This window comes from Paenibacillus sp. MDV22-iso6 (assembly GCF_058408365.1).
This window is the reverse complement of record NZ_JBZVDZ010000008.1, coordinates 255,378-280,322: the sequence shown is the minus strand read 5'-3', so window position 1 is coordinate 280,322 and position 24,945 is coordinate 255,378. Positions and strand designations below refer to the sequence as shown.

The following is a 24,945-nucleotide window of genomic DNA, read 5'->3' as shown; positions in this document are numbered from 1 at the left end:
ATACGCTCATCCAACCGATATATAGGATAGGCCTTTAGATTAGATGGGCGTCTATGTGACACCTTATTTAATTAGGTTGGAGAGGTCTTACATAAAAAAGAAAAAGGGCAGATTTATATTTGGAGGGGGAGAAGCAAAATGGGGAACATTCGGGGGAATGAGCAAGTTAAGGCAGCAATCAAGCCAGCCAAGCCAAAAGATAATAAACCGAAAAAGAAAAACAAAAAGAAAAAAGGCTTCGTCTGGAGCATAAGGAACAAATTATTGGTATCCTTCCTGGCGGTTCTGCTCTTGCCGAGTCTAACCATTGGGATCGTTACGCTGATTATCGCTGATTATACGGTGGAAGACCAACTGATGGACAGTGCCAAACAAAGTGTAGACACAACGAATTCAATCATTGGCACACATGTGGATGCTAAGATTCATGATATCAATTATTTTGCTAGTTTGATTGTAACTGACATGATTAAAGGACAAAATGAAAGCCCTGAGCTTGAGCTGAAATTGAAACAGTATCTTGGACTGCATCCGGATGCTTTAAATATCTTTGTGGGGACCAAAGAGGGAGTCATGGTCCGTGGCAAGGAATCTGCGGGAAGTTCACAAGGGTCACCTTATGATCCCCGGGAACGAGAATGGTACAAACTTGCAATGGAGAAACCGGGTACTCCAGTAGTGTCACCTGTATCCAAGAATACGGACGGCATTGCTGTTGTCTTTGTCTCCAAAACGCTTGATGATCAATCGGGTGTTATTGGTTTGTCCATGGATTTGACCGAACTGCGTGAGCAGGCTTCCATTAAGGTTGGCAAGGAAGGGTATGTCGTTATCTTGGATGCAGACAAAAATTATGTCGTATCCCCAGTCGTGGAAGCTGGTACACAAGAACAAACAACAACGCTGGATCCAATGTTCGAGAGCAAGGAGGGCGAGTTCAGCTATATCTATAATGATGATCCCAAAACCATGATTTTCTCTACGAATGAGGAAACCGGGTGGAAAATTGGCGGTACAATGTTCAAAAGTGAAGTATCCAATGCAAGTAAAGACATTCGGATGGCTACACTCATCGTTATCCTGGCTGCCACATTACTTACTCTGATCTTTATTATCTGGTTTACACGTTCGATGCTGCGTCCGATTAAACGTCTGCAGGAATCCGCCAGATCCGTAAGTAAAGGCGACCTGACGGTAAAATTGGACACAGGACGCAAAGATGAGGTAGGCGATCTGGCGAAGTACTTTGAACGGATGGTCGACAATCTGCGCATGATGATTCTGGGTGTACAGGAAACAGCAGAGCAGGTATCTGCCTCCTCACAGGAATTGTCCGCTAGTGCGGATCAAACAACCAAAGCTATTGAGCATTCAACGATGGCAATTCAGGAACTTGCCGAGGGTGCCGAGCAGCAAGTGAAGAGTGTAACGGATGGATCGGGAAAAATGAGCCAAATGGCGGAAGATGTTCGCATGATGTCTGAGCGAGTGCAATCCATTACAACGAATATGCGGCATACATCTGGAGCGGCTTATTCAGGTAATGAGGCTGCAGGTCAGGCAGTAGAGCAGATGAATAGCATTCAAGAAACGGTGGAACAGCTGGCGACGGTGGTTCAGTCACTGAATGTACGCTCTGTTGAGATCGGCAGTATGGTAGATGTGATTGCCACAATTTCGAAACAGACCAATCTGCTGGCTCTGAATGCTTCCATTGAAGCGGCAAGAGCGGGAGATGCTGGCCGTGGCTTCGCAGTTGTAGCGGGAGAGGTACGGAAGCTCGCAGAGGAATCGGGAAGCTCGGCTGCGCAGATTGGTCAACTCGTTCATAATATCCGTCAGGATATGGATGCTGCCCTGAACGCTATGAATGCAGCTCAGACTCGGGTTGGAGACGGAATTCAGGCCGTGAATACGTCCGGACAATCCTTTGCACAGATTCGGGAAGCTGTAGAGGATGCTGTTCATACGTTGGATGATTTGTCCGAAACAACGAAGCAATTGGAGAATGGTGCTTCCCACGTTGCCAAAGCAATGAACGATATTTCGATTGTGACCCAAGAATCTGCTGCGAATACGGAATCCGTCTCGGCATCTTCACAGGAACAGCTGGCATCTGTGGAGGAGATCGCTTCGTCTTCAGCACATCTGAACAGTATGGCGGAGCAACTACAAGGATTGTTGGGTATGTTCAAAATGGTGGAGGACACGCCGAAGGATGGGGACAAGTCCTGACCATTAGGCGATATCTTTTATCTCAGTTTCTATAGAAATTAGAAGGAAATAAAGATAGACATTTCTCCTGCAGCCCTGTATAACTATAGCGTCTGGTTTATCCGCAATAATTGCAGTGTAATCATATCTGGCAGGCCATTCTCATATCATGCTCCAAAACATGATGAATACAGCGGCGCAGGAGGCTTTATGACATTTGTAGCAATTCTGATTTTTGTCCTGACCATCACATTGGTTATCTGGCAACCACGCGGATTAGGTATTGGTTGGTCCGCCATGGGTGGGGCTCTGCTAGCATTGATGTGTGGTGTCGTCAGTCTGAACGATGCATCTGATGTGGCATCCATTGTATGGAATGCAACGCTCGCTTTTGTCGGCATTATCATGATTTCATTAATACTCGATGAGACAGGTTTCTTCGAATGGGCCGCTCTTCATATGGCAAGGTTGGCAGGAGGAAATGGACGTAGGCTCTTTATCTATTCCATTTTGCTCGGCGCGGCGGTGTCGGCGCTCTTCGCCAATGATGGTGCAGCGCTAATCCTCACCCCGATTGTGCTCGCGATGGTACGTGCATTGAAGTTCGATGAGCGCATGGTACTTGCCTTTGTTATGGCTAGTGGATTTATCGCGGATACAACGTCGTTGCCGCTGGTCGTCAGCAACCTGGTGAATATCGTATCTGCGGATTATTTCGGTATTACATTTGTGGAATATGCGGTGCGGATGATTGTGCCTAATCTCTTTTCCATCGTGGCGAGTACCGGGATGCTGTTCTTGTTTTATCGCAAAAGCATCCCGCTTCGCTACGATATTTCTGCAGCACGTGATCCACGGGAAGCTATTCGTGATCCGCGGATGTTCCGCATCGCCTGGTTCATGCTGGTGCTGCTGCTCGTGGCCTATGCCTCCAGTGAGTTTTTGCCGATTCCCGTATCGGTTATCGTCGGCGCCGTAGCTCTTTTGTTCGCCATATTGGCAAGAAAGAGCGAAGCTGTGGACCTGAAACGCGTGATTAAAGAAGCACCATGGTCCATTGTCGTGTTCTCGGTGGGCATGTATATCGTGGTGTATGGGTTGCGTAATGCCGGTTTAACCGATCACTTGAGCCGTTGGCTAGATGCCATCGCAGACCATGGTCTGTTAGCTGCCTCAGTGGGGATGGGCATGATCGCAGCGATATTGTCATCCGTAATGAACAATCTGCCCACCGTGTTAATTAACGCATTGGCGATTCAGGGTGCACACACCGAAGGTATTGTGCGTGAGGCGCTGATCTATGCCAATGTGATCGGTTCCGACTTGGGTCCCAAAATGACGCCAATCGGTTCACTTGCCACATTACTGTGGCTGCATGTGCTGTCCCGCAAAGGTGTAAAGATTACATGGGGATATTATTTCAAGGCAGGCATCATCTTAACCATTCCCACACTATTAATCACCTTGGCCGGATTAGCGTTATGGCTATGGATTCTGGGTTAGTAAAATCGTAATTTACATTAACAATCATCATATGATCCAACTTATTGTAAAAAGCTGCTCTCACACGCTGGTGTTACCTACCAGCTATGAAGCAGTTTTTTTGATTCTTCTATAGAAGAATCAAATTCTCTTTTTACATTATGCATGTACACAATGGCCAGCCTTCTACAGTGCTGGCCTTCTTTTTTGCCATCCCCAGTCTGAGGATTAAAATGCCTGAGACACAACCAGCGCTGACACAGCGCAGGGAACGGAACGATTGTGTAAAAGCGAAGCGTTCGCCTTTATCCCCGGATGTATTCCTTGAGAAAAGTAAATCATATAAATCCGGGGATAACAGCGATTGAAACAACGTCCGTTCCCGGAGCGGCCACTTCAGCGCAATTTGTCACAGATGTATTTCAATCCACAGTAAACATTTTTAACATTGCGTTTACAAAACATTGATTTTGAGATGACATAACGCAACTACAATGAATAAAGAGTTGATGGTGAACAAAAATAAAAGCAAATCGCCGTCACTAATTTGGGGGAGGAAAACAAAACATGTTTAAAAAGTTGCCGTTCATTTTGATGACCTTAACGTTCGTACTGGTACTCGCAGCATGCGGATCGAAAAATGACGCTGGTACAGAGGGAAGCAATAATTCCACAGGAGAAACTGCTACTGAACTTAGTGGTAACATTCTCGCTGTTGGATCAACAGCACTGCAACCTCTGGTAGAGCAAGCTGGACAAAAATTTATGGCAGTTGATGAATATAAGAACGTGATGGTACAAGTGCAAGGCGGCGGTAGTGGTACTGGTTTGACACAAGTATCCGAGGGACAAGCTACAATCGGTAACTCTGACGTATTTGCAGAAGAGAAAATCGATGACGCAGCAAAAGTAAGCGAACTGAAAGATCACCAAGTGGCTGTTGTAGCCATCGCTCCAGTAAGCAACAAAGATGCAGGTGTACAAGATTTGACGAAGCAACAACTGATCGACATTTTCTCTGGTAAAATCACAAACTGGAAAGATGTTGGCGGTAAAGATCAAGCCATCGTTATCGTAAACCGTCCTAGCAGCTCCGGTACTCGTGCAACATTCGAGAACTTTGCACTGGGAACAAAAGTGGAAGATATCCAAGGTTCTATTCAGGAAGATTCCTCTGGTACAGTTAAAAAGCTCGTAGCTGAAACGCCGGGCGCAATTGGTTACTTGGCTCTGTCCTACCTGGATGACAGCCTGCAAGTTTTGAAATACGAAGGTGTAGAAGCAACGGTTGAAAACGTAGAAGCAGGAACTTATCCGGTATGGGCTTACGAGCACATGTACACCAAAGGTGACCCGGATGCAGCAACAAAAGCATTCCTCGACTACATCCTGAGTGACGAAATTCAACAAAACGACGTGACGGAGCTTGGTTACATCCCAGTATCCGGCATGAAAGTAAAACGTGACGCAGCAGGCACTGTGACTCAATAATCTTTGAACTTGCGCATACAGCGAGAGAGGCGGACCCAGGTCCTGCCTCTTTGCGCGGTTTGCTCTGGATTAATCCCATATTTTGCATGAATTCTACTATAGAAGGATGGTTGTTATGGAACAGACCGAAGGGGGAACGGTAATGAACAACAAGTTGAAACCGCGCCGGCCCTTGAGAGAGAAGCATTATTGGGAAGAGTGGACGGGACGGATCTATACGTCGATTTGTGTCGTTTTCCTGATCGTTGTCATGTTTTCCATCGTTTATTTTGTAGCGTCCAAAGGCTTGTCGACCTTTTTCCAGGATGGCGTGAGTATGCGCGAATTTTTAACCGGAAAAACGTGGAATCCAACGGGAGAACCTGCTGCCTATGGAGCGTTGCCGTTCATTACCGGTTCATTCATAACAACATTACTTGCAGCTCTGATTGCAAGTCCACTTAGCTTGTGTGCAGCGCTCTTCATGACCGAGATTGTACCAGGTAAAGGTAAAAAGATATTGCAACCTGCGATTGAGCTGCTGTCCGGTATTCCTTCCGTTGTGTACGGGTTTATCGGTCTCAGTGTTATCGTTCCTTTATTGCGCAGCATGTTTGGCGGAGCCGGCGTCGGGATTGCAGCCGGATGTTTGGTTCTGTCTGTTATGATTTTGCCTACCGTAACAAGTATTATGGCAGATGCACTGTCTGCACTGCCGAAAGGTCTGCGTGAATCGTCCTACGCACTGGGGGCAACACGCTGGCAAACGATCTACCGTGTCATTATCCCGACGGTTCTTCCAGCTTTGCTGACAGGGATTGTACTTGGTATGGCACGCGCATTTGGTGAAGCTCTTGCCGTACAGATGGTCATCGGGAATGCACCACATGTACCGACATCACTGCTCGAATCGGCTTCAACGTTAACGAGTGTAATCACCCTGAGTATGGGTAACACCACGATGGGATCTGTTCATAATAATGCACTGTGGAGTATGGCGCTTGTCCTGCTGGTGATGACCTTTGTCTTCGTCATTCTGGTTCGCCTGCTTGAAAGGAGGAACCGGGTATGAAAATGAAGGCTAAAACGGTAGATAAAGTTGCCACATCCGTTATCGTTGTTCTGGCGCTGTTCATTGTTGTTCTCTTGCTCGGTTTGCTTGGCTTCATTCTGGTACGTGGGATTGGGCAGATTAACTGGCACTTCCTGACCAGTGCACCACAGCTGCTCAAAGGTGGAGGCGGGATTGGACCGCAATTATTCAACTCAATATTCCTGCTTGTTCTGACCTTGATTATTACGATTCCGCTCGGATGGGGCGGCGGTATTTATATGGCTGAGTACGCCAAGCCGGGCCGGATCACAAGTTTTATTCGACTCGTTGTCGAAGTGTTATCCTCGTTCCCATCTATCGTTATTGGTTTGTTCGGACTCTTGTTAATTGTTAATACATTTGGTCTTGGATTCTCCTTATTATCGGGTGCCATGGCCTTGGCTATATTCAATCTTCCACTCATGGTGCGGACAACGGAGCAAGCGTTCCGGGCCGTTCCGAAAGAGCAGAAGGAAGCGGGTCTTGCACTCGGATTGTCCAAATGGAAAATTATCACCTCCATTCTGCTGCCTGTGGCATTGCCAAGCTTAATCACGGGTACGATCCTGGCATCGGGCCGGATCTTCGGTGAAGCAGCAGCCCTGATGTTCACAGCAGGTATGAGTAGTCCACCGCTGGACTTCACGGACTGGAATCCAACGAGTCCAAGATCGCCGATCAATCCATTGCGTCCGGCAGAGACGTTAGCTGTGCACATCTGGAAAGTAAACAGTGAAGGCATTGGCCCGGATTCCAAAGAAGTAGCAGCTGGCGCTTCAGCCGTGCTTGTACTTCTCGTACTGGCGTTCAATCTCAGTGCACGCTGGATCGGTCGGGTGGTTTACCGCCGCATGACAGCTTCGAAATAAGGAGGAACCAACATGGCCATACCTTTTGGTACGGAACAGTTAAGCATATATTATGGGCATTTTCAGGCAGTTAAGCAGATCAGCCTGACTTTTCCCGAAGCCAGTGTAACGGCACTCATTGGACCATCCGGCTGTGGTAAATCCACGTTCCTGCGGTCGCTCAACCGAATGAACGACGAGATTGCCGGTTCCCGCACCGAGGGACATATCTGGATGGATGGCAATGATCTGAATGAGCCGGGCACAGATGTAATCAAACTCCGTCAGAAGATCGGCATGGTGTGGCAGAAGCCGAACCCTTTCCACAAGTCTATCTACAACAATATCGCGTTTGGCCCCCGCTACCGCGGTATTAAGAACAAGAAGGCACTGGATGAAATTGTGGAAAAAAGCTTGCGTCGCGCTGCGCTCTGGGACGAAGTGAAGGACAGACTGAATGAATCTGCCCTGGCCCTTTCGGGTGGGCAACAGCAGCGGCTCTGTATCGCCCGCGCGTTGTCGGTTGATCCGCAGATTTTGCTGCTCGATGAGCCGGCATCTGCGCTTGACCCGGTATCAACGGGTAAGGTGGAGGAGTTGATCTCGGAGCTCAAGAAGGAGCTGCGGATCGTAATTGTTACCCATAATATGCAGCAGGCGGCACGCATCTCGGATTATACAGCTTATTTTTATCTGGGAAGCATGATTGAGCACGGGGATACGGAACATATTTTCACCAACCCGGACAATCGTCTGACTCAAGAATATATTATGGGACGTTTCGGTTAACTGTTAAATTGGATGGAGTATGAGATCGAGATAGATTTATAGAGATAGAAGGAAGCATAACACTCGGGCGAGGTCGTTCGGGGGTTATGCTTTTTTACATCATTCTACATATGGAATAGTTTGCCAAAATAAAAACAATCATGCTACGATATTTGTGAGCACCACCTTTAATTTGATAAGAGAAGGAGATGTGGATCATAACTACCCATAAGATTGCCCATGACACCATGGCAACTGAAATTATCTCGCATTATTCCATAGAAAAGCCTGCAATTTCCTTTATCCGACATAATGAAAATCTAACGTATCAGGTGGTTGATGAATCAACCGGAGAGAAGTACCTATTGCGTATACATAAAGCCGCTTTTGCAAGCATGACGGGCATCCAGCATACACGACCTGCACTTGAAGCAGAGATGAATCTACTTTATACATTACGGGCTACCAGACCATTGCGGGTGCAGACTCCTGTACGCAATACATCGGATGAGTGGGTCACCGTCTGGTTGGACGAAGCAGGAGAAGAGATCTGTTGTACTGTTCTGGAATGGATTGAGGGCAGGGATATTAAGCAGGGAGAACGTCTGACAACAGCGCAGATTCATGATTTGGGCGTACAGTTGCAGACGTTGCACCAATATGGACGACGACCAACGGGAGCTCCTGAGCCTCAGGTGGGTTCACTGAAGTCTGAAAGCGGGCAGCAGACGAATGACCGTGAACAGCACGCTGATAAGGCGATCATCTCAGATATATATAACGATAGCCCTGCCTTAGAGCAAATGGGAGTAAGACCAGCCTATGGCTCGATCAAAGAGAATCTGGTCATGTTGGAGCAATTGGAGGAAGGCGTTAGACGTGGTATCTTTACTCCTGAAGATTTCGATCTGATTCGTGAGACGTTTGAGAACATTAACGGGCAACTCGAAACGTATCCGCACAATGCCGAGACATGGGGAGTAATTCACGGAGATATTACCCGCGGCAATCTGCTAGTGACGGATCAGGGTATATCTATGATTGATTTTTGTTTATACGGTTATGGCTACTATCTCTTTGATGCCGGAGGTGCGGCTACGATTTTCAATCGGGAGGAACGGGATGTCTTCCTATCGGGATATACGGAGCAGACAGGACCACTGACGAAGCGTGATATTCGGTTAATGGAAGGATTCATGCTGATCTTTACGTTCGGCTATTTTGCATTTCAGATGGAGAATGAGTCCAGGTACGAATGGATGAAAGAGCGGATGCCTCTTATATGCAGCAAATTTTGTAGACCATATCTGCAGAACGAGAGTATTTTCTATGAGTTATAATTTGTGATTTCTAGTGGGTGGGTAGCGCTATGAAGAACATTCGTGCAAAGAGAGTTGCATCGAAGGGGCAGTCTGGTGGCTGGAAGCATGCCGGATTGCTACTTAGCGGAGTGGGCATATCCAATCTGGGTGATTTCATATATATTGTGGCGATCAACCTGATGGTATTGAATATGACACAGTCTCCAGCGGCAGTCGCAGGGTTGTGGATTATCTCGCCGATTGCTTCGGTGTGCACTAAGTTTTGGTCAGGCAGCCTGATTGATCGTTATGATCAGCGACAGCTGATGATTGGTGCTGATATGCTACGGGCATTGTTGGTGGCGGCGCTCCCACTGATGTCCAGCCTATGGATGATGTACGCAGTGATGTTTCTGATCAGCATGTCTTCATCTATATTTGTCCCTTCCTCTCAGGTATACATTACCCGGTTGGTACCTGCTGAACGGCGCAAGCGCTTCAATTCCCTACAAGCCCTGATCAGCTCAGGGGCATTTATTACCGGCCCAGCAGTTGCAGGAGTGATGCTAATTTATTTATCTCCGGCGGCAGCCATTTATGCCAATGCGGTTTCTTTTGCTGCTTCTGCGTTGATTCTAATGTTTCTTCCCAAACTGGGCATTGGAGAACAGAATATAGGGACGGGAAGCAGACTCACACCTCGGATGATTGCCCAGGATTGGAGAGCTGTACTGAGCTTCAGCCGAAAGTCGGGCTACGTGGTCGGTATATATGCCCTGTTCCAGATTATTCTGGTGGTCGGCATGTCGCTGGATGCTCAGGAAGTGGTGTTTATCCGTCAGGTGATGAACCTGCCTGAATCACAGTACGGAGCATTAATGAGTATCACCGGAATCGGTTATTTGGCAGGTTCCATGCTGGTTTGGATGTTCGCCAAACATTTGCCGATCCGTCACATGATGGGTGGCGGTGTACTTCTGGTCGCGCTGGGTTATTTTCTGTTCTCCCGTTCATTCTCGTTTGAGCTGGCGGCGGTTGCCTTTATTCTGCTCGGTCTGTGCTCCGCACTGGCGAATACGGGCCTGGTTACCTTTTATCAAAATAATATCCCTGTCGATCTGATGGGGCGAATGAGCAGTGTACTTGGACTAGTGTTAAGTATGCTACAGGTGGCTTCCATTTTGATTGCAGGCGTAGTGGCCGAGCAGTTGTCACTTCGTATGGTATATACAGTTGTATCCGGGGTTATGCTGCTGGCTGCGTTGGGATTGTGGGTGACGAGTATGCTTCCTTCCCGAAGCAGGTATTACGATGAACCATCGAAGCCCAAGGCGATGGTGGGGTGACAGGCAGAAATACGGCAATTCTAGTACAGAATAAAGGTTACCTGAATACCCGAACCGTTCTGTGGAACATAACATAAATAGTATTAAACACTGATAGTCACTAATAGAAAATGAACAATGTATACGCTTTCGAGATGAAACGCATTAACACATTCATGTGATGAAAGTTTACAGTTCGTTAATTTATTTAGTGTATAAAATGGAAAAAAGCAAATATTCACAAAGAAATCGTTAAGTTTGTTGACACTGATCTTCCGGTCGATTAATCTTAATGAGAAAGTATTAAAAACTTCAATTATCGTTCTGTTACAAGATCAGAATGGTTCCATACAGCGAATGATAGCGAGCGGGAGAGACCTGGGCATGTCGAGTAAAATGGCAGCTGTCGGGCACCGAAGGAGCAAGCTGCTACGCACCCGGCGCAGTGGTTAATCTCTCAGGTAAATGTACCATCGTTGGACGCAACTCTGGAGAGTGCGCGAAACTGCGCCACCCAAGGGGTATATGGTCAAGCAGCACGGTGTGCAGGGTGACATCACCTGTGAATACAGGGATTGCATCGATCCGCCGCGCTGCTTATCATGAAACTCTCAGGTATCGAGGACAGAGAGAGGGCCTAGGGCCTTCTTCTGTCCTTTTTTGATGTCATCATTCAGTAATAAAGGAACATTATGGGTGTACGTCTGGATGAAAATGACGATTATAAATGGAGGGTTTGCGATGCGTTTTAAAGACGTTTTTTCAATTATTGGTCCGTCCATGACAGGTCCATCAAGTTCACATACGGCTGGAGCGGCAAGATTGGGGCGAATTGCCCGTCAGTGGCTGGGGTGCACGCCTGAACGCGCTCGATTAACACTGTATGGCTCGTTCGCCGATACGTATCAGGGGCATGGTACGGATCTTGCGTTAATCGGTGGCCTGCTTGATTATGTGACTGATGATCCACGTATACCGGATGCAGAACAATATGCAGAGGAAGTGGGTATGGAGGTAGAGTTTTTTACAAGTGGCCTGCCTGCTCCTCATCCGAATACGGTCAAGATTGAACTGTGGCATGGAGACCGTCAATGCTCACTAATTGGTGCTTCCATTGGCGGAGGTAGTGTATCGGTGCATGCATTGAATGATTTTCGTGTACAGATCAGCGGAGAGTTTCCCACACTTGTACTGCGCCATTCGGACAAAGCAGGGGTGCTCGCTTCCGTAACCTCCACCATCAGTTCGTCCGGGGTGAACATCGGGTACATGCAAGTGGATCGGAAAGCCCGGGATGGTGAAGCATTGACAGCGATGGAGATGGATGGTGTGCCAAATCCTGAGATGCTGAACCGTCTGCGGTCACTGGATCATATGCTGGACATTCGCGTGATTGATTTGAAGAGAGGGGTCGAGCCTGATGCGGTTTAAACATCTACATGAACTGAATACCATCTGTACAGCAGAATCCAAAACCATCGCCGAGCTGATGATCGAAGAGCAGGTTCAGGAGACGAATATCCCGGAAGCGGATGTTGTACGGCAGATGTCGGATTACTATCAGGTGATGAAGGAAGCTGTACACAAAGGGCTGACAGAAGATACGACATCACGCAGCGGTTTGACTGGCGGAGACGGCAAAAAAATGGCTGAGTACATTCGTAAAGGTGAGACTTGTTCTGGAGATGCTTCTGCACTGGCCATGGCGTATGCCCTTTGTGTATCGGAAGTGAATGCCTCCATGGGCCGGATCGTTGCCACACCAACAGCCGGTTCTTGCGGCATCATTCCGGGTGTGTTTATTAGCTCCCAAGAGCGTTTTGGCTGGAGTGACGAGCATCTGGTGAACGGTCTGTTCTGTGCGGGAGCGATTGGTTATGTCATTGCCAACAATTCATTTATCTCCGGTGCCGAGGGTGGCTGTCAGGCTGAAGTGGGTTCTGCCATCGGTATGGCCGCTGGAGCCATGGTGGAGCTGCGTGGAGGGACGCCGGAGCAAGTGGTTCATGCGGTTGGCCTCGCGTTAAAAAATACATTAGGCCTTATCTGCGATCCCGTCGCAGGCCTCGTGGAAATTCCGTGCATCGTGCGTAACGGACTGGGTGCCGTAACTGCGTTGGCTGCGGCCGACATGGCGCTGGCCGGGGTACGAAGTGCCATTCCTTCTGACGAAGTCATTGATGTCATGCTGGAAGTGGGCAGTGCGATGCCGAGCAGGCACCGTGAAACGGCCCAAGGTGGGCTTGCCCAAACACCGACAGGACGGAAAATGATGGAGAAGCTTGCTAAACCGAAGGCGAAGCGTGCTGAGCCTGAGATTGAAGCTGAGTCTCCTGCTGAAAATGAACCAGAAGCCAAGGCATAACATGCATGAACGTACATGAACTGAATTTAATTCGTGGAGCTTGATCATTAACGGTAATGATCTGCTCCCATCTTGATAAAAAAGCCGATACGAATTCTTCCTGGTGAAGAAGCGTATCGGCTTTTTTGTTGTTCCAACAAAGAAAAATAAAAAGGTATTGACGTTTATATATCGTTTAGATATATTATTTATTTTCATATATCAACACGATATATAAGATCGAGAATAAGTTATACAAATTAAGGAGATGGATAACATGAAAAGTGTTTTTCAAACGAGTCTTCTGTTTTTGAAAAATGGAGCTACAGTAGTCGGGTTAATTACAGCCGTACTGTTCCAGGTTTTTTTTAATACCATTTGGCTTAGTGGATATGATCAGGTAAATGCACGGATGAATCAGCTTGCTGTGACCATCGTAAATGAAGATGGGGCTGCGGCTGAGCCTGTGGCAAAGTCTCTTGCAGAGGGGCTTCATTTCGCGATTAAACCTTCGGCAACTATGGAAGAAGCCAGACAGATGTTAACGGACCGGGATGTATACATGATTATCGAGATTCCATCCGGTTTCATGCAGCAGGCGGGAGACTTGTCAGGCCCGGTGGCAGTGAAGTATGTAATGAATGAATCCAATGTGGCTACCGTAAAAAGTGTGATGCAGACCGTATCCGCACAAGTTACAGCGACGTTGAACCGTGAAGTACAGCAAAACAGCATTCGGGGAGTGCTGAATCAATCAGGTATGGCTGACGATCAGGCGAATGCGATGGCAGCGGGGTTATCTTCCCGGGTGGAGGCAGAAGTGGAACGGCTGAATCCAGTTCATAACTTTGCTTTTTCCATGGTACCAATGTTGATTGTGACGGCTACCTTTACAGGTGCAATGCTTCTTGGCATGAATCTGCAAAAGGTTTCTGGTGAACTCAGTAGCAGGGCAGGAAAATGGGAACGCTTTTGGGCGCGCAATATCATCAATGTTGGTGCTGCATTTATCGTATCGCTCGTTGGAGCAGGGATGATGCATGTTATGGGTGTATCATCAGCAGATGGATGGTGGATGTTATGGCTATTTCAGTTGTTGATTACTTTATCTTTTCTATTCGTGGCGCAATTGAGCTTGCTGCTGCTTGGAAATGCTGGAGCATGGTTAAACAGTGCCTTGTTGCCTCTGCTGATGTTGTCATCAGGCGCAACCATTCCGCGCGATGTCATGCCTGACTTCTATCAACAGATCGGTCATTATCTGCCGGCAACCTACGCGGTGGAGGGTATGATGAATCTGGTGCTTGGCGGAGATGGAATTAGTCATGATGTTCTGCTTCTGGTAGTGATTGGAGCGGCGACGTTGGTTTTGGGAGCGGTGTGCACATGGATCAAACGCTCAGGTCCTGCACAATCCGGCATACCTTTGGAGTCCAAGACTGCTGCGACACCTGTCGCTCTGACTGGAAACCTGCCTTCACCTGATCGTGGATAATATGGATAACGATAAGCCCCCTTTTGCCGGATAAGCCAATCCGTGAACGTCTGATGATGTTGAACGTATAAGGGAGGATGTGATACGTTAAGAGCAATTGGAAAGGAGCGGTACACCGATGAACACGCAGCATGTCATCCTCGGAATACTGCACAATCAGCCATGTTCCGGATATGAGATCAAGCAGTACTTTGAACAATATTTTTCATTTTTCTTCGATGCCAGCTTTGGCACCATTTATCCCACACTTGCGAAGATGGAAAAGTCAGGGTTATTGACCAAAGAATCCGTTAGACAAGAAGGGAAACCTGACAAAAATGTGTATACCTTAACACCGGAAGGGTCTGCGGAGTTCAATACCTATTTGATGAGTCCCCTGGAAGCAGAGGTGTTCCGTTCTGATTTTCTGATGCGTCTGTATTTCGGAGAGCTGGCGGATGAAGATACTGTCGCAGGGTGGGTCCGGTCGGAGCTGAATCGTAAAGAGTTGCTGTATGCCGAGCTGCAGCGCCAGATGAAGCAATTTGGCGAACAGATCTCACCTGCACAGCGTTTGTGTATGCAAGTGGGGCTTGTGCAATATGAGGCTACCATCCGATTGCTCAAGGAACAGCTGACCGCGCCTCTGTAGCTTTCTATAGTATCCGTGTCACTAAATTAATTGACGATCCATCCATAACGCAGAAAAGCGCTCTACAGATTAGTAACAGGTCTGTGAGCGCTTATCCGGCGTTGCTTGCAATGCGTTGGAATTGCAAGGATACAACAATATGAAGAAGTTACGCGATATCTGTACTTAGTACAGCATATCCATATGCGGGCAGCTCAACGGCCAGAATTCCCTCTTCCTTGGCTGTACGATAATTCTCGCCAAATAACTCCGTCCATTCCCCGGCACCCGCTTCGAGCTCCACGATAGCTGTTTCTTCCGAACGATTGAAAAGGATCAGAATGCGCTCCTCCTCATCCTGTCGTTCCATCACAAGCTGGCTTCCGCCTTCACGGGCCTGCAGGAATCGAATGCTGCCTTCTGCACGCAGGGCAGGATGGGCATGGCGAAGTGCGATTAGCTTCTGATAAAAGGTGAACAGCTCGCGATCCTGCTTCGTCTCATCCCACTCCATACATTTCCGACAGCCGGGATCATGATCGCCGTCCAGCCCAATCTCATCCCCGTAATAGATGCACGGGGCACCCATATAGCTGAATTGGAACAACGCGGCCAGTTTCATCTTCCGCTGGTCACCCTCACATAAGGTGAGCAGCCGTGGTGTATCGTGGCTATCAAGCAGATTGAACGCCACTTCGCTGGCTTGCAGCGCATAGCGGGACAGTTGTCGACCGATCGAGTTCGCGAACTGTTCGGCGTGCATGGCATCTTTTACAAAAAAACGATTTACGGCTTCCGTAAATGGATAGTTCATCGAGGCATCGAACTGATCACCTTGCAGCCAGGAGGAGGACTCATTCCATACCTCACCCAGGATATAGGCATCCGGATTCGCAGCCTTCACTACACGGCGGAAGTCGCGCCAGAACGCATTATCCACTTCATCCGCGACATCCAGCCGCCAGCCGTCGGTGCCCACTTCCTTGATCCAGTATTCGGCGACCTCCAGCAAATACGCCTTCACCTCGGGATTTTCCGTGTTAAGCTTCGGCATGTGGGCTTCGAATCCGAATGTTTCATACGTAGGAATGCCATCCTTCACGTCCAGCGGGAATTCATGCACATGGAACCAGTCCTTATATTTGGACTTCTCCCCGTTCTTCTGCACATCCACAAACGGCGCAAAAGTCTTCCCAGAATGATTGAACACCGCATCCAATAGCACCCGGATTCCGCGTGCATGGCACAGCTCAACAAGCCGTTTGGCTGTATCTGCATCACCAAAATGCCGATCTACTCGCAAATAATCTTCGGTATCGTATTTGTGATTGGTCGTTGCCTCGAAGATTGGTGTGAAATAAATGGCGTTAATGCCCAACTCTTCAAGGTAATCCAGATGGTCGATGACGCCCTGGAGATCACCGCCGAAGAAGTTAAACGGGGTCGGCTCACCACCCCAGGGTTCCACTTTTTCTGGATCAAGGTCGGGGTTGCCATTTGCGAATCGTTCAGGGAAGATCTGATAGAAGATCGCATCCTTCACCCATGCAGGCGGTGTAAATACAGCTCCGGGATGGATGTACGGAAACTGGAACATGTGACCAGGATCGTCGGGTTCATGCGTTTGGAAATCCGTTTCGGTCATCCAGATCTGTTCTGTGCCGCTTTTCAGCAGGAAGGAATACTTCAGTCGATGATACGGAGGCTTTACTTGCCCCTCATAATAATCGAACATGGAATCGGATGTATATTTGGTTAAAGGAACCAGCTCTTTGGTGCGATCCCAGGCGTATTTGTCCCCAGTCAGGGCATGTACCTCGGTGAGATCATTCTTTTTGGCACGCAGACGCAGACGAATGGTATCCTTATCGTAGGCATAGGCCCAGTTCCGTTTTGGTTGATGATAGATGGCTTCCAGCAGCATGTTGAATCTCCTCCCGTCGTATACACACGTAGTATGTGAGCAAGTAGCTGCATTCGATGCAAATCAATCTCGGGATGAATGCCACATGCTTATGTTGTTGAATCAACCTCTCAATCTCTGCATGAATTATGCGAAGCGGATGATTAAGGTATAATTTAAAATAAAAGGATATCCATGGTCGTGTGATCATCATTCGTACATTTTATATAAACAAGATACTTCATTATGTTTCAAATATATAATTAACCCAAAGGGTACAGAAAGGAAACGAATACGCGCATGAAAACGAAACTGTTATACATTGAAGACGATACGGAAATTGCCACATGGGTTAGGGCCGACTTGGAGGAGCGTGGATATGAGGTGGTATGGCTCGGAAGTGGTGAAGGTGCGGCTGAAGCTGCCGGGGGCTGCTCGTTGGTTATTCTGGATGTCATGCTGCCGGGACTGGATGGATTTACGGTAGGACAGCGACTCAAAAAGGAACATCCTGAAGTGCCCATTGTCATGCTCTCGGCTAGAACGTCCATTGACGACAAGCTGCATGGGCTTGATTTTGCCGATGATTATGTAACCAAGCCATTCCATCCCGATGAACTTGCCGCACGGATTGAAGTCCAGCTTCGGAAGGCAGGGACAGCGATCTCGGCCGATACCGTGGTAAAACTGGACCACTTGTCCATCTACGAGAAGGATCACCGGATCGTGAATGAGGAGACAGAGGAAGAAATTATTTTATCGGGCAAACAGTTTCATATCTTCGCCTACCTGCTCAGGCATATGGGCATGATTCGAACCAAGGAACAGATCTACGAAGCCGTTTGGAACGAGCCTTATCTGGACGGGGACAAGACATTAATGGTACATATCCGGCATCTGCGCGAGAAGCTGGAGCGTGATCCGGCGAACCCAACCATCATTCAAACCGTTCGTGGTGTTGGGTATCGTGTGAAGAAGCCATGAGAAGAAAAGCGACGATGCGCGATCCATCCGATAGGAATAAGGGAGTGAAACGTAGCCTTCCAGGCAAACGGAAAATGCGTTTTGGACGGACCTTGATGTCCCGATATATTCTCCTGATCTTGGCAGCGGTTTTGTTTGTGCCGGTCGTTCTCCCCATTACATCTATTATCTATGTGGTGGTGGTGAACAATACAAATAAAGACAATACGGCACCTTATGGCGATAGCACGAAAATTAGCAACCTGTGGACCCGGGAATCCGAGAAGCTGGATGGGGCGACATCTGAAAAAATCAATCAACGTATGGAACAGCTGCACCGGAAATATCCCAATTCTTCGATGTACCGTGTGGACCAAAACGGTGAAACGGCATTTATTCTCGCTGGAGAGGACGTTGATGTATCGGAGTCCACCGTGGATGGAACAACAATGACGACATTGAAATGGACGTTGGATCATCCGAATACAGAGACCCGGATTCCTTCGATATGGAATGCAAACAGCTCCCTGGAATTTATGAAGGAAGCCTCCTATCGTGATCCGCTAACGGTTGTTTCTTTTGTGGGTGGAGATAGTGAAGACAAGGGACAAGGGTTTATGGTGATTGAGGTTCCAAGGTATCTTTTGCAAAAGCCACAGAACAACTGGCCTATGGAACTTTTGTATTTGGGTGGATTGATGATGATCATCTTCCTGTTATTTATCATCATGTCGATCCTGTTCTTTGCGCGAATTCGCAAGCGGCTCATCCGGCTCCAGACGGCGATGATCACTCCGGGCAAGGAAGGCATTCCCCTTCCTGTGGAGATTCGCAGATCGGATGAGATTGGACATCTGGAGGAATCGTTCAACGAAATGGTGCATCAGTTGACAGACAGCCGTCACCGGGAGCGGGAGGAAGAGCAGCTTCGCAAACGTCTTGTCGCGGGATTGTCGCATGATCTGCGTACACCGCTGACCGTCATCCGTGGACATATGCATTCCCTTCACAAAGAACCACTAAGCACGGCTGCGGATACTTCATTGCGTCGTATGGAAGCCAAGATGGATGATTTGAGCGGATTGATCGACAACATGTTATCGTACAACCTGCTCACCAGCGGAAAATATACATTGAAGCTGGAACAGAAGGACGTCCTGCGAATCGTCAGAGAAACGGCAGCGGCCTGGTATCCCGTTTGGGAGAAAGAGCAGTTTGAGATTGATATCGATCTGCCGGAAGAACCGTTGTTCTGGCAGGTGGATGAGCAGGGATTACGTCGTGTTCTCGATAACCTGTTTCAGAATGTCATCCGTCATGCAGCGAGTGGAAAATATATTGGCATATCGACAGAACAGATCCATGGGGAGAAGGCTCTTGTTATTCAGGATAGGGGCCCAGGATTGCAGGAAGATTCGGATACCAAGGGAACAGGTCTGGGGTTATCCATCGTGGATCTGCTGATTCGTGAGATGGGGCTGCGGAAGAGGGTAGACAGCTCTGAGAATGGATTGCGGGTATGCCTCTATAGCGGCGGAGGAGCTGGGAAATCAAGGCCGTACCTTTTTTTAAACAAAACTTAAACTTCAGCCGACTTCAGCTTTAACCTTGGAAGGTTACGATGATATCCGAGGTGATTAAACAGTGACTGATAACATTATTCAAACCGCTAACTTATGGAAAACATACCGGGACCGTGCGGCGGTCCGTGAACTTGATCTGCATATTAAAAAGGGAGACATTTATGGCTTCCTTGGTCCCAACGGCGCTGGCAAAACAACAACTATTCGTATGCTTCTTGGCTTAATCAAGCCAACCAAAGGTGTCATCCGTATATTCGACAAGGATATCCGCAAGGATCGTATGGACATTCTGCGACGAGTAGGGTCATTGGTTGAGTATCCTTCATACTATGGTCATCTGAACGCGGTGGAGAATCTGGAAACCTTGCGCCGGATATTAAATGTACCCAAATCGAGGATTGCCGAAGTGCTTTCCATCGTGGATCTGACCCGGGATGCCAAACGTTCCGTAAAAGGTTACTCGCTTGGAATGAAACAGCGTCTGGGGATTGCAAGTGCCTTGTTGGGTCAGCCGGAGCTGCTGATTTTGGACGAGCCGACGAACGGTCTTGATCCGGCGGGCATTCAGGAGATCCGGGAATTAATCAAACGCATGCCGCTGGAACATGGCATCACCGTGCTGGTGTCCAGCCATTTGCTGAGTGAAGTGGAACAGATGGCGAGCCGGGTTGGCATTATCCGTGAGGGGAAAATGGTCCTTCAGGATACGATTGCTAATCTGCATAGCCAGACGGGTAGCTCCATTCGACTGACCGTTTCCGAGCCGGAAGAGGCGATGAAGCTGGCAAGAGAGCAGGGACAGTTCGGTCAACGTGAAGGAGCCGCGCTCACGTTCCCGTATATGGATAATAGCGCGATTGCATTGCTGGTTCGCCGATTGGTCGAGCAGGACCATGCGGTTTATCGTGTGGAAGAGCACCGTCAATCCCTGGAAGACTTGTTCATGCGGGTCATCGGTGAGGGGGCAACGGTATGACGGGCCGTGCGTTATCGTCCGACTGGCTCAAAATTCGTGGCAAAGGTATCTGGTTCCTCGTTTTCTTGGCCCCCATTGGACTGACGGCGATGCAAGCTTTGAATTTTGGGCTTCGTTTGGACTATCTGAAAGAACAGTATGGGGGTCATCTGTGGGAGAGTTTGCTGGATAATGTGGTTGTTTTTGTACCACTTGCCTTGATGCTGGGGGCGACAATTCTCAGTTCGATGATCGCAAATGTTGAACATGAGCAGGGATCATGGAAGCAATTGCTGGCGATGCCAATCACAAGACCTGCGGTGTACCTGGCCAAATTTCTACTCGCTTGTATGCTGCTCATCATCTCCTGTTTGTTATTAACCGCGGGAACTATTGGTCTGGGACTGCTGCTTGGGTTCGACGCGGGTGAGATCCCTTGGATACATGCAATCAAGTTGGGTTTATTGCCACTGGCTGGCGCACTTCCGGTGTTATCGCTGGAGCTATGGCTGACGATGGTAAATAAAAATCAGGCTCTTCCCGTCACTCTTGGGATTGTACTCGCAGTAATGGGGATGTTCGCACTCAGTATCTCACCGTACTTTCCGCTTGCTTGGGCACAGATGGCTTGGATCAGCCCGAAACCATTTGTGTATGTCGGTTTGGGTGTAGGGGCGGGGCTCCTAATCATGTTGCTGGGTATGATGCACTTTAGCCGGAAGGATGTGGCCTAAGATGAGTTTTGCAACAACCTATTTCCGAATCCTGTCCTCTGAGCGACTCAAAATGGGCAAATCACCTATCTGGCTTCTGATTCTGCTGAGTCCGTTAATCGCACTGCTTATTGGGCTGCTCTCCACACCATCAGGTCAATGGAATGTGCTTATGGGTTCAATGGTCTTTCTGCACGGTTTGTTGTTACTGCCCATCCTGACCGGCGTATTTACGTCTTTCGTCTGTCGATTCGAGCATGCGGGGGGAGGCTGGAAGCAAATGCTGGTGCTGCCCCTTACCCGTACGGGCGTGTATGCAGGCAAACTGACCATCGTGATTTTGCTTCTGGCGGGTACACAATTACTGTTGTTGGGGGCCATCCTGCTGACGGGTACGATCCAGGGCATCACGGACCCCATCCCATGGGGATTCCTTACAGGTAAGCTGCTGCTGGGGCTATTCGCTTGTGTGCCGCTGGCTGCTCTCCAAATGTTCGTTTCCTTGGTATGGAGCAGCTTTGCCGCACCGCTGGCATTGAATTTTGCGTTGACCGTACCGAACATTCTGATCGTGAACTCGGCTACATTTGGCCCATATTACCCTTGGGCGCAACCGATGATTCTAATGACACCTTTTGAAGGTGGGGGATTTGGAGCTTACAATGTTCCACTTGGGACCATGCTTGCAGTAGTCGGGGGCAGTGCAGTTCTCTTTATTTTAATTGGAGTTTTATATTTTAGAAAAAAAGAAATTTAATCGTAGAATTTATTCATTAGTTGTGTAATAAATTCCTTTTAAGCAAACATAGACCTCAGTTATTGACGGACTATGTCGCTTAAAGGGGATTTTTTTGTCGCTTTTACATGGTTTTGGTGAAGAGATTGTAAGCAAATTCGAACTGGAATCTGGTAAAATAAAAAAAGCTGTTTCTAGGAGGGCTTACATGGTTATTCGAGGGTAGGCCCATTTCGCCGAAAATTATATTTTTTGGTTGTTAGATGAAGATATAGGCTAAGAAAAGAGGGGTAAGCCTTGGATATTAATAAAACGGAAACCCTAAAGCGCATTATTTCTGAGGGAAGTTCTTACCAATCCTTGTTTTTTAATCACCCAGATGCCATATATGTGATGGACATCCATGGAAATTATATTGATGCCAATCCCTCGATTGAGAGGATTTCAGGGTATACATTTGAAGAACTCCGTAGCTTAAATCGAGATAGGATTTGCCCTCCTGAGAGTGAGGAGTTACGAGGAGAATACATTAGTGAGGTACTGGCTGGCCATTCAGTCAGTAAGCCGATCACGTTTTATCATAGAGACGGTTCCCTGAAACAGGCCAAGATTACCTATGTGCCCATAACGGAGAAAGAAGAGATTGTGGGGATATACGGTATTGCCAGGGATGTAACCGAGATCGTGGAAGTGGAACGTAAATTGCATGAAACGCAGGAGAAATATCAGATGTTGGCGGACCATGCTCAGGACCTCATTACCACGAGTTCGATGGACGGCAAGCTGCTTTATGTCTCTCCTTCCGTCTATTCGTTGCTGGGATATCGTCCGGAAGAGGTAACAGGAAAGTTCCTGAAGGATTACTGTTATCCTGAGGATTACCCTGAACTTCTAGAGATGTCGTCGAGTGGGAATGGCTGCAAGATGCGAGTGCTTCATAAGAAGGGGCACTACATCTGGATGGAAACGCTGGCAAAGCCGGTGGCCGGAGAAGAGGGCAAGAATACTCAGATCGTCAGCGTCAGCCGGGATATTACCCAGCATAAAAATGCAGAAAGACGTCTTAGAGAGAGTCGTCAACGTTACAAATCTCTCTTCGAACATAATCCAGCAGCGGTATACTCGCTGAATCTCGAAGGCAAATATACGGCAGTGAACCGCAATCTGGTCAAAATGCTGGATGTACCTCGGAGCAAATTGATTGGGCAGTCCTTTCTTTCGCATTTGGATAAATGTGAAGTGCACGGCGGGCAGGCATACTTCGAACTGGTGAAGCAGGGGAAGCCTCAACATTATGAGACCCGAATCGTGAATTCCAGTGGCCGGAAGGTTGATGTATCTATCATTAATGTTCCCATCATTGTGGATCAGGAACTCGTGGGTGTATATGGGATCTTGTCTGATATTACGGAGCGTAAGGATTATACAGAGCAGATCCAGGAGCTTAGCAAACAGCATGCTCTGATTCTTAACTCGGTTACAGAGGGCATCTATGGACTGGACGCAGATGGCATCACCAGGTTTATGAATCCGGCTGCTGCTTCCATGTTCGGCTACGAAGCGGAAGAGTTTGTCGGCAAAAGCTCGCATCCTATCATTCATCATTCACGTGCAGACGGCAGCTATTTTCCAAAAAGTGAATGCCCTATTCATATGACGGTGATGGACGGGCAGCGTCGCACTGTGAAGGAGGATGTGTTCTGGCGCAAAGACGGAACCAGCTTTCTGGTGGAATACCAGGTTACGCCAATTATCGATGAGGGTCAGATTCGTGGCGCCGTTATAGTGTTCAATGATGTGACGGGTGATCGCGAAATTGTGCGCGCCAAGGAAACCGCTGAACTCGCGGCACAGGCCAAGTCGGAATTCCTGTCCATGGTCAGTCATGAAATTCGTACACCAATGAATGGAATCGTGGGGATGACTGAATTGCTAATCAGCACGGATTTGTCGGAGGAACAGCGAGAATACGCCGAGATCATCCGTGAGAGCGGTGATGCACTGTTAAATATCCTGAATGACATCCTTGATTTCAGCAAATTGGAATCTGGGAAAATGGCTTTGGCCTACGAACCGTTCTCGCTGCGCATCATGTTGGAACAGGTTGCGGAACTTTTTTCGTCTAAAGCGGAAGAGAAGCAGTTGAAGATCCGATATCGTCTCAATCCCGACATTCCTGAGTTTATGGTGGGCGATGCGATGCGTATTCGGCAAATTCTCGTCAATCTGGTGAGCAATGCCTTGAAGTTTACGGATCAGGGGGGCATTGATGTCACGGTAGATATTATTCGTGGCAATCGACCGGAAGCGAGTGTGCTGGACTTTGCGGTGAAGGATACGGGGATCGGTATTCCAGAAGATAAGCTGGATCAGTTGTTCCAGTCGTTCTCTCAACTGCATCCTGTCATTAACCGCAAATATGGCGGGACAGGTCTTGGATTAGTCATCTCGAAGCGACTCGTGGAGATTATGGGGGGCAGTATCAGTGTGGAGAGTGAAGAAGGAAAGGGATCAACCTTCCGGTTCGCTGTGCCTGCCACAAGTGTAGATGCGACTGCAGAGGCAGAGCAATCTGCACGTCAATTCAGCCATGATCGGACACGCCAGGGGGATAAGGTAGCAATACGTATTCTTGTTGCCGAGGATCACCCGGTAAACCGAAAGATTTTATCGGAGTATCTAGAGAAGCTTGGATACCAAGCAGATGTATGCACCAATGGCGTTGAAGCGATTGAAGCCATTTCGCAAAATGCCTATGATATTGTCCTGATGGATCTTCAGATGCCTGTTATGGATGGACTCAAAGCAACAGACCTTGTACACCGATTAATTCCGCAGGAGCGTATTCCAGCTATTATAGCGGTAACCGGAAATGCCAAACGTGAAGACAAGGAAGCTTGTTTGGAGATTGGGATGCGTGACTTCATCAGCAAACCAATCATGCTGAGTGAATTAAAAAGGGTATTGCAGCAATGGGGGCCAACAGATGAACCGCAGCTTGCACCAAGCTGAAGACTCGTACTCCCAAGGTGGATAAAGACAAACAACACAAAAACGCCAATGACGCTTCTGTATCAGGAGGTTATTGGCGTTTTTGTGTTTCTGTTTATTTTGTTATGGACCATCCTTAAATGGCTGAACT

General features: G+C 48.1%; 20 protein-coding genes and 2 riboswitches. Of the genes, 19 read left to right on the top strand and 1 reads right to left on the bottom strand.

What is annotated here, in order from left to right:
- The first annotated feature begins 138 nt into the window (after positions 1-138).
- The 13 genes from AC4PM4_RS22980 (at position 139) to AC4PM4_RS22920 (ending at position 14,971) form a co-directional block, all read left to right on the top strand.
- Entirely contained in the window at positions 139-2,235 is a 2,097-nt protein-coding gene (locus tag AC4PM4_RS22980; RefSeq protein ID WP_491614649.1) for a methyl-accepting chemotaxis protein, read from the top strand.
- Between the two features lie 189 nt (positions 2,236-2,424).
- On the top strand, positions 2,425-3,717 hold the full coding sequence (locus AC4PM4_RS22975; RefSeq protein WP_090810194.1) for an arsenic transporter: 1,293 nt from the start codon (positions 2,425-2,427) through the stop codon (positions 3,715-3,717).
- A gap of 140 nt (positions 3,718-3,857) precedes the next feature.
- The gene (locus AC4PM4_RS22970; RefSeq protein WP_176854702.1) at positions 3,858-4,064 is read left to right on the top strand and encodes a hypothetical protein; all 207 of its coding nucleotides are present in this window, start codon (positions 3,858-3,860) and stop codon (positions 4,062-4,064) included.
- 199 nt (positions 4,065-4,263) lie between these two features.
- On the top strand, positions 4,264-5,187 hold the full coding sequence (locus tag AC4PM4_RS22965; protein ID WP_063566219.1) for a phosphate ABC transporter substrate-binding protein: 924 nt from the start codon (positions 4,264-4,266) through the stop codon (positions 5,185-5,187).
- 115 nt (positions 5,188-5,302) lie between these two features.
- Complete coding sequence (gene pstC, locus AC4PM4_RS22960) at positions 5,303-6,238, top strand: phosphate ABC transporter permease subunit PstC (RefSeq protein ID WP_063566218.1); 936 nt, start codon at positions 5,303-5,305, stop codon at positions 6,236-6,238.
- Positions 6,239-6,240: 2 nt separating this feature from the next.
- Positions 6,241-7,128 carry a phosphate ABC transporter permease PstA gene (pstA, locus tag AC4PM4_RS22955; RefSeq protein ID WP_063566305.1) on the top strand — a complete coding sequence of 296 codons (888 nt, stop codon included), beginning with the start codon at positions 6,241-6,243 and terminating at the stop codon, positions 7,126-7,128.
- Between the two features lie 12 nt (positions 7,129-7,140).
- Positions 7,141-7,896: a phosphate ABC transporter ATP-binding protein PstB gene (gene pstB, locus AC4PM4_RS22950; RefSeq protein ID WP_063566217.1), complete on the top strand. Its 756-nt coding sequence runs from the start codon at positions 7,141-7,143 to the stop codon at positions 7,894-7,896.
- 227 nt (positions 7,897-8,123) lie between these two features.
- Positions 8,124-9,215 carry a phosphotransferase gene (locus AC4PM4_RS22945; RefSeq protein WP_170867908.1) on the top strand — a complete coding sequence of 364 codons (1,092 nt, stop codon included), beginning with the start codon at positions 8,124-8,126 and terminating at the stop codon, positions 9,213-9,215.
- A gap of 29 nt (positions 9,216-9,244) precedes the next feature.
- Positions 9,245-10,522 carry an MFS transporter gene (locus AC4PM4_RS22940; protein WP_079695830.1) on the top strand — a complete coding sequence of 426 codons (1,278 nt, stop codon included), beginning with the start codon at positions 9,245-9,247 and terminating at the stop codon, positions 10,520-10,522.
- Positions 10,523-10,859: 337 nt separating this feature from the next.
- A riboswitch (glycine riboswitch) is annotated at positions 10,860-10,983 on the top strand.
- A gap of 4 nt (positions 10,984-10,987) precedes the next feature.
- A riboswitch (glycine riboswitch) is annotated at positions 10,988-11,131 on the top strand.
- A 111-nt stretch (positions 11,132-11,242) separates the two neighbouring features.
- Positions 11,243-11,932, top strand: coding sequence for an L-serine ammonia-lyase, iron-sulfur-dependent subunit beta (gene sdaAB / locus AC4PM4_RS22935; RefSeq protein ID WP_064642637.1), 690 nt, complete (start codon positions 11,243-11,245; stop codon positions 11,930-11,932).
- Positions 11,922-12,866 (top strand): L-serine ammonia-lyase, iron-sulfur-dependent, subunit alpha, encoded by a 945-nt coding sequence (gene sdaAA / locus AC4PM4_RS22930; RefSeq protein WP_064642635.1) that lies wholly within the window; start codon positions 11,922-11,924, stop codon positions 12,864-12,866. Before sdaAB ends, sdaAA begins: the two co-directional genes overlap by 11 nt.
- A gap of 256 nt (positions 12,867-13,122) precedes the next feature.
- Positions 13,123-14,340, top strand: a complete 1,218-nt coding sequence (locus AC4PM4_RS22925) for a YhgE/Pip domain-containing protein (RefSeq protein ID WP_274569356.1) — start codon at positions 13,123-13,125, stop codon at positions 14,338-14,340.
- Positions 14,341-14,458: 118 nt separating this feature from the next.
- The gene (locus tag AC4PM4_RS22920) at positions 14,459-14,971 is read left to right on the top strand and encodes a PadR family transcriptional regulator (protein ID WP_090954050.1); all 513 of its coding nucleotides are present in this window, start codon (positions 14,459-14,461) and stop codon (positions 14,969-14,971) included.
- Between the two features lie 148 nt (positions 14,972-15,119).
- Here AC4PM4_RS22920 and AC4PM4_RS22915 read toward each other — a convergent pair whose 3' ends face one another.
- The gene (locus AC4PM4_RS22915; protein ID WP_063566210.1) at positions 15,120-16,874 is read right to left on the bottom strand and encodes an alpha-glycosidase; all 1,755 of its coding nucleotides are present in this window, start codon (positions 16,872-16,874) and stop codon (positions 15,120-15,122) included.
- A 279-nt stretch (positions 16,875-17,153) separates the two neighbouring features.
- Between AC4PM4_RS22915 and AC4PM4_RS22910 the strand changes: the two genes are divergently transcribed.
- The 6 genes from AC4PM4_RS22910 (at position 17,154) to AC4PM4_RS22885 (ending at position 24,815) form a co-directional block, all read left to right on the top strand.
- Positions 17,154-17,837: a response regulator transcription factor gene (locus AC4PM4_RS22910; protein WP_063566209.1), complete on the top strand. Its 684-nt coding sequence runs from the start codon at positions 17,154-17,156 to the stop codon at positions 17,835-17,837.
- Between the two features lie 44 nt (positions 17,838-17,881).
- The gene (locus AC4PM4_RS22905; protein ID WP_491614648.1) at positions 17,882-19,399 is read left to right on the top strand and encodes a HAMP domain-containing sensor histidine kinase; all 1,518 of its coding nucleotides are present in this window, start codon (positions 17,882-17,884) and stop codon (positions 19,397-19,399) included.
- Between the two features lie 61 nt (positions 19,400-19,460).
- On the top strand, positions 19,461-20,375 hold the full coding sequence (locus tag AC4PM4_RS22900) for an ABC transporter ATP-binding protein (protein WP_064642624.1): 915 nt from the start codon (positions 19,461-19,463) through the stop codon (positions 20,373-20,375).
- Positions 20,372-21,088: an ABC transporter permease gene (locus AC4PM4_RS22895; protein WP_269053801.1), complete on the top strand. Its 717-nt coding sequence runs from the start codon at positions 20,372-20,374 to the stop codon at positions 21,086-21,088. Before AC4PM4_RS22900 ends, AC4PM4_RS22895 begins: the two co-directional genes overlap by 4 nt.
- Before the next feature lies 1 nt (position 21,089).
- On the top strand, positions 21,090-21,824 hold the full coding sequence (locus AC4PM4_RS22890; RefSeq protein WP_491614647.1) for an ABC transporter permease: 735 nt from the start codon (positions 21,090-21,092) through the stop codon (positions 21,822-21,824).
- Positions 21,825-22,100: 276 nt separating this feature from the next.
- Entirely contained in the window at positions 22,101-24,815 is a 2,715-nt protein-coding gene (locus AC4PM4_RS22885; protein ID WP_274569362.1) for a PAS domain-containing hybrid sensor histidine kinase/response regulator, read from the top strand.
- Positions 24,816-24,945 lie beyond the last annotated feature (130 nt).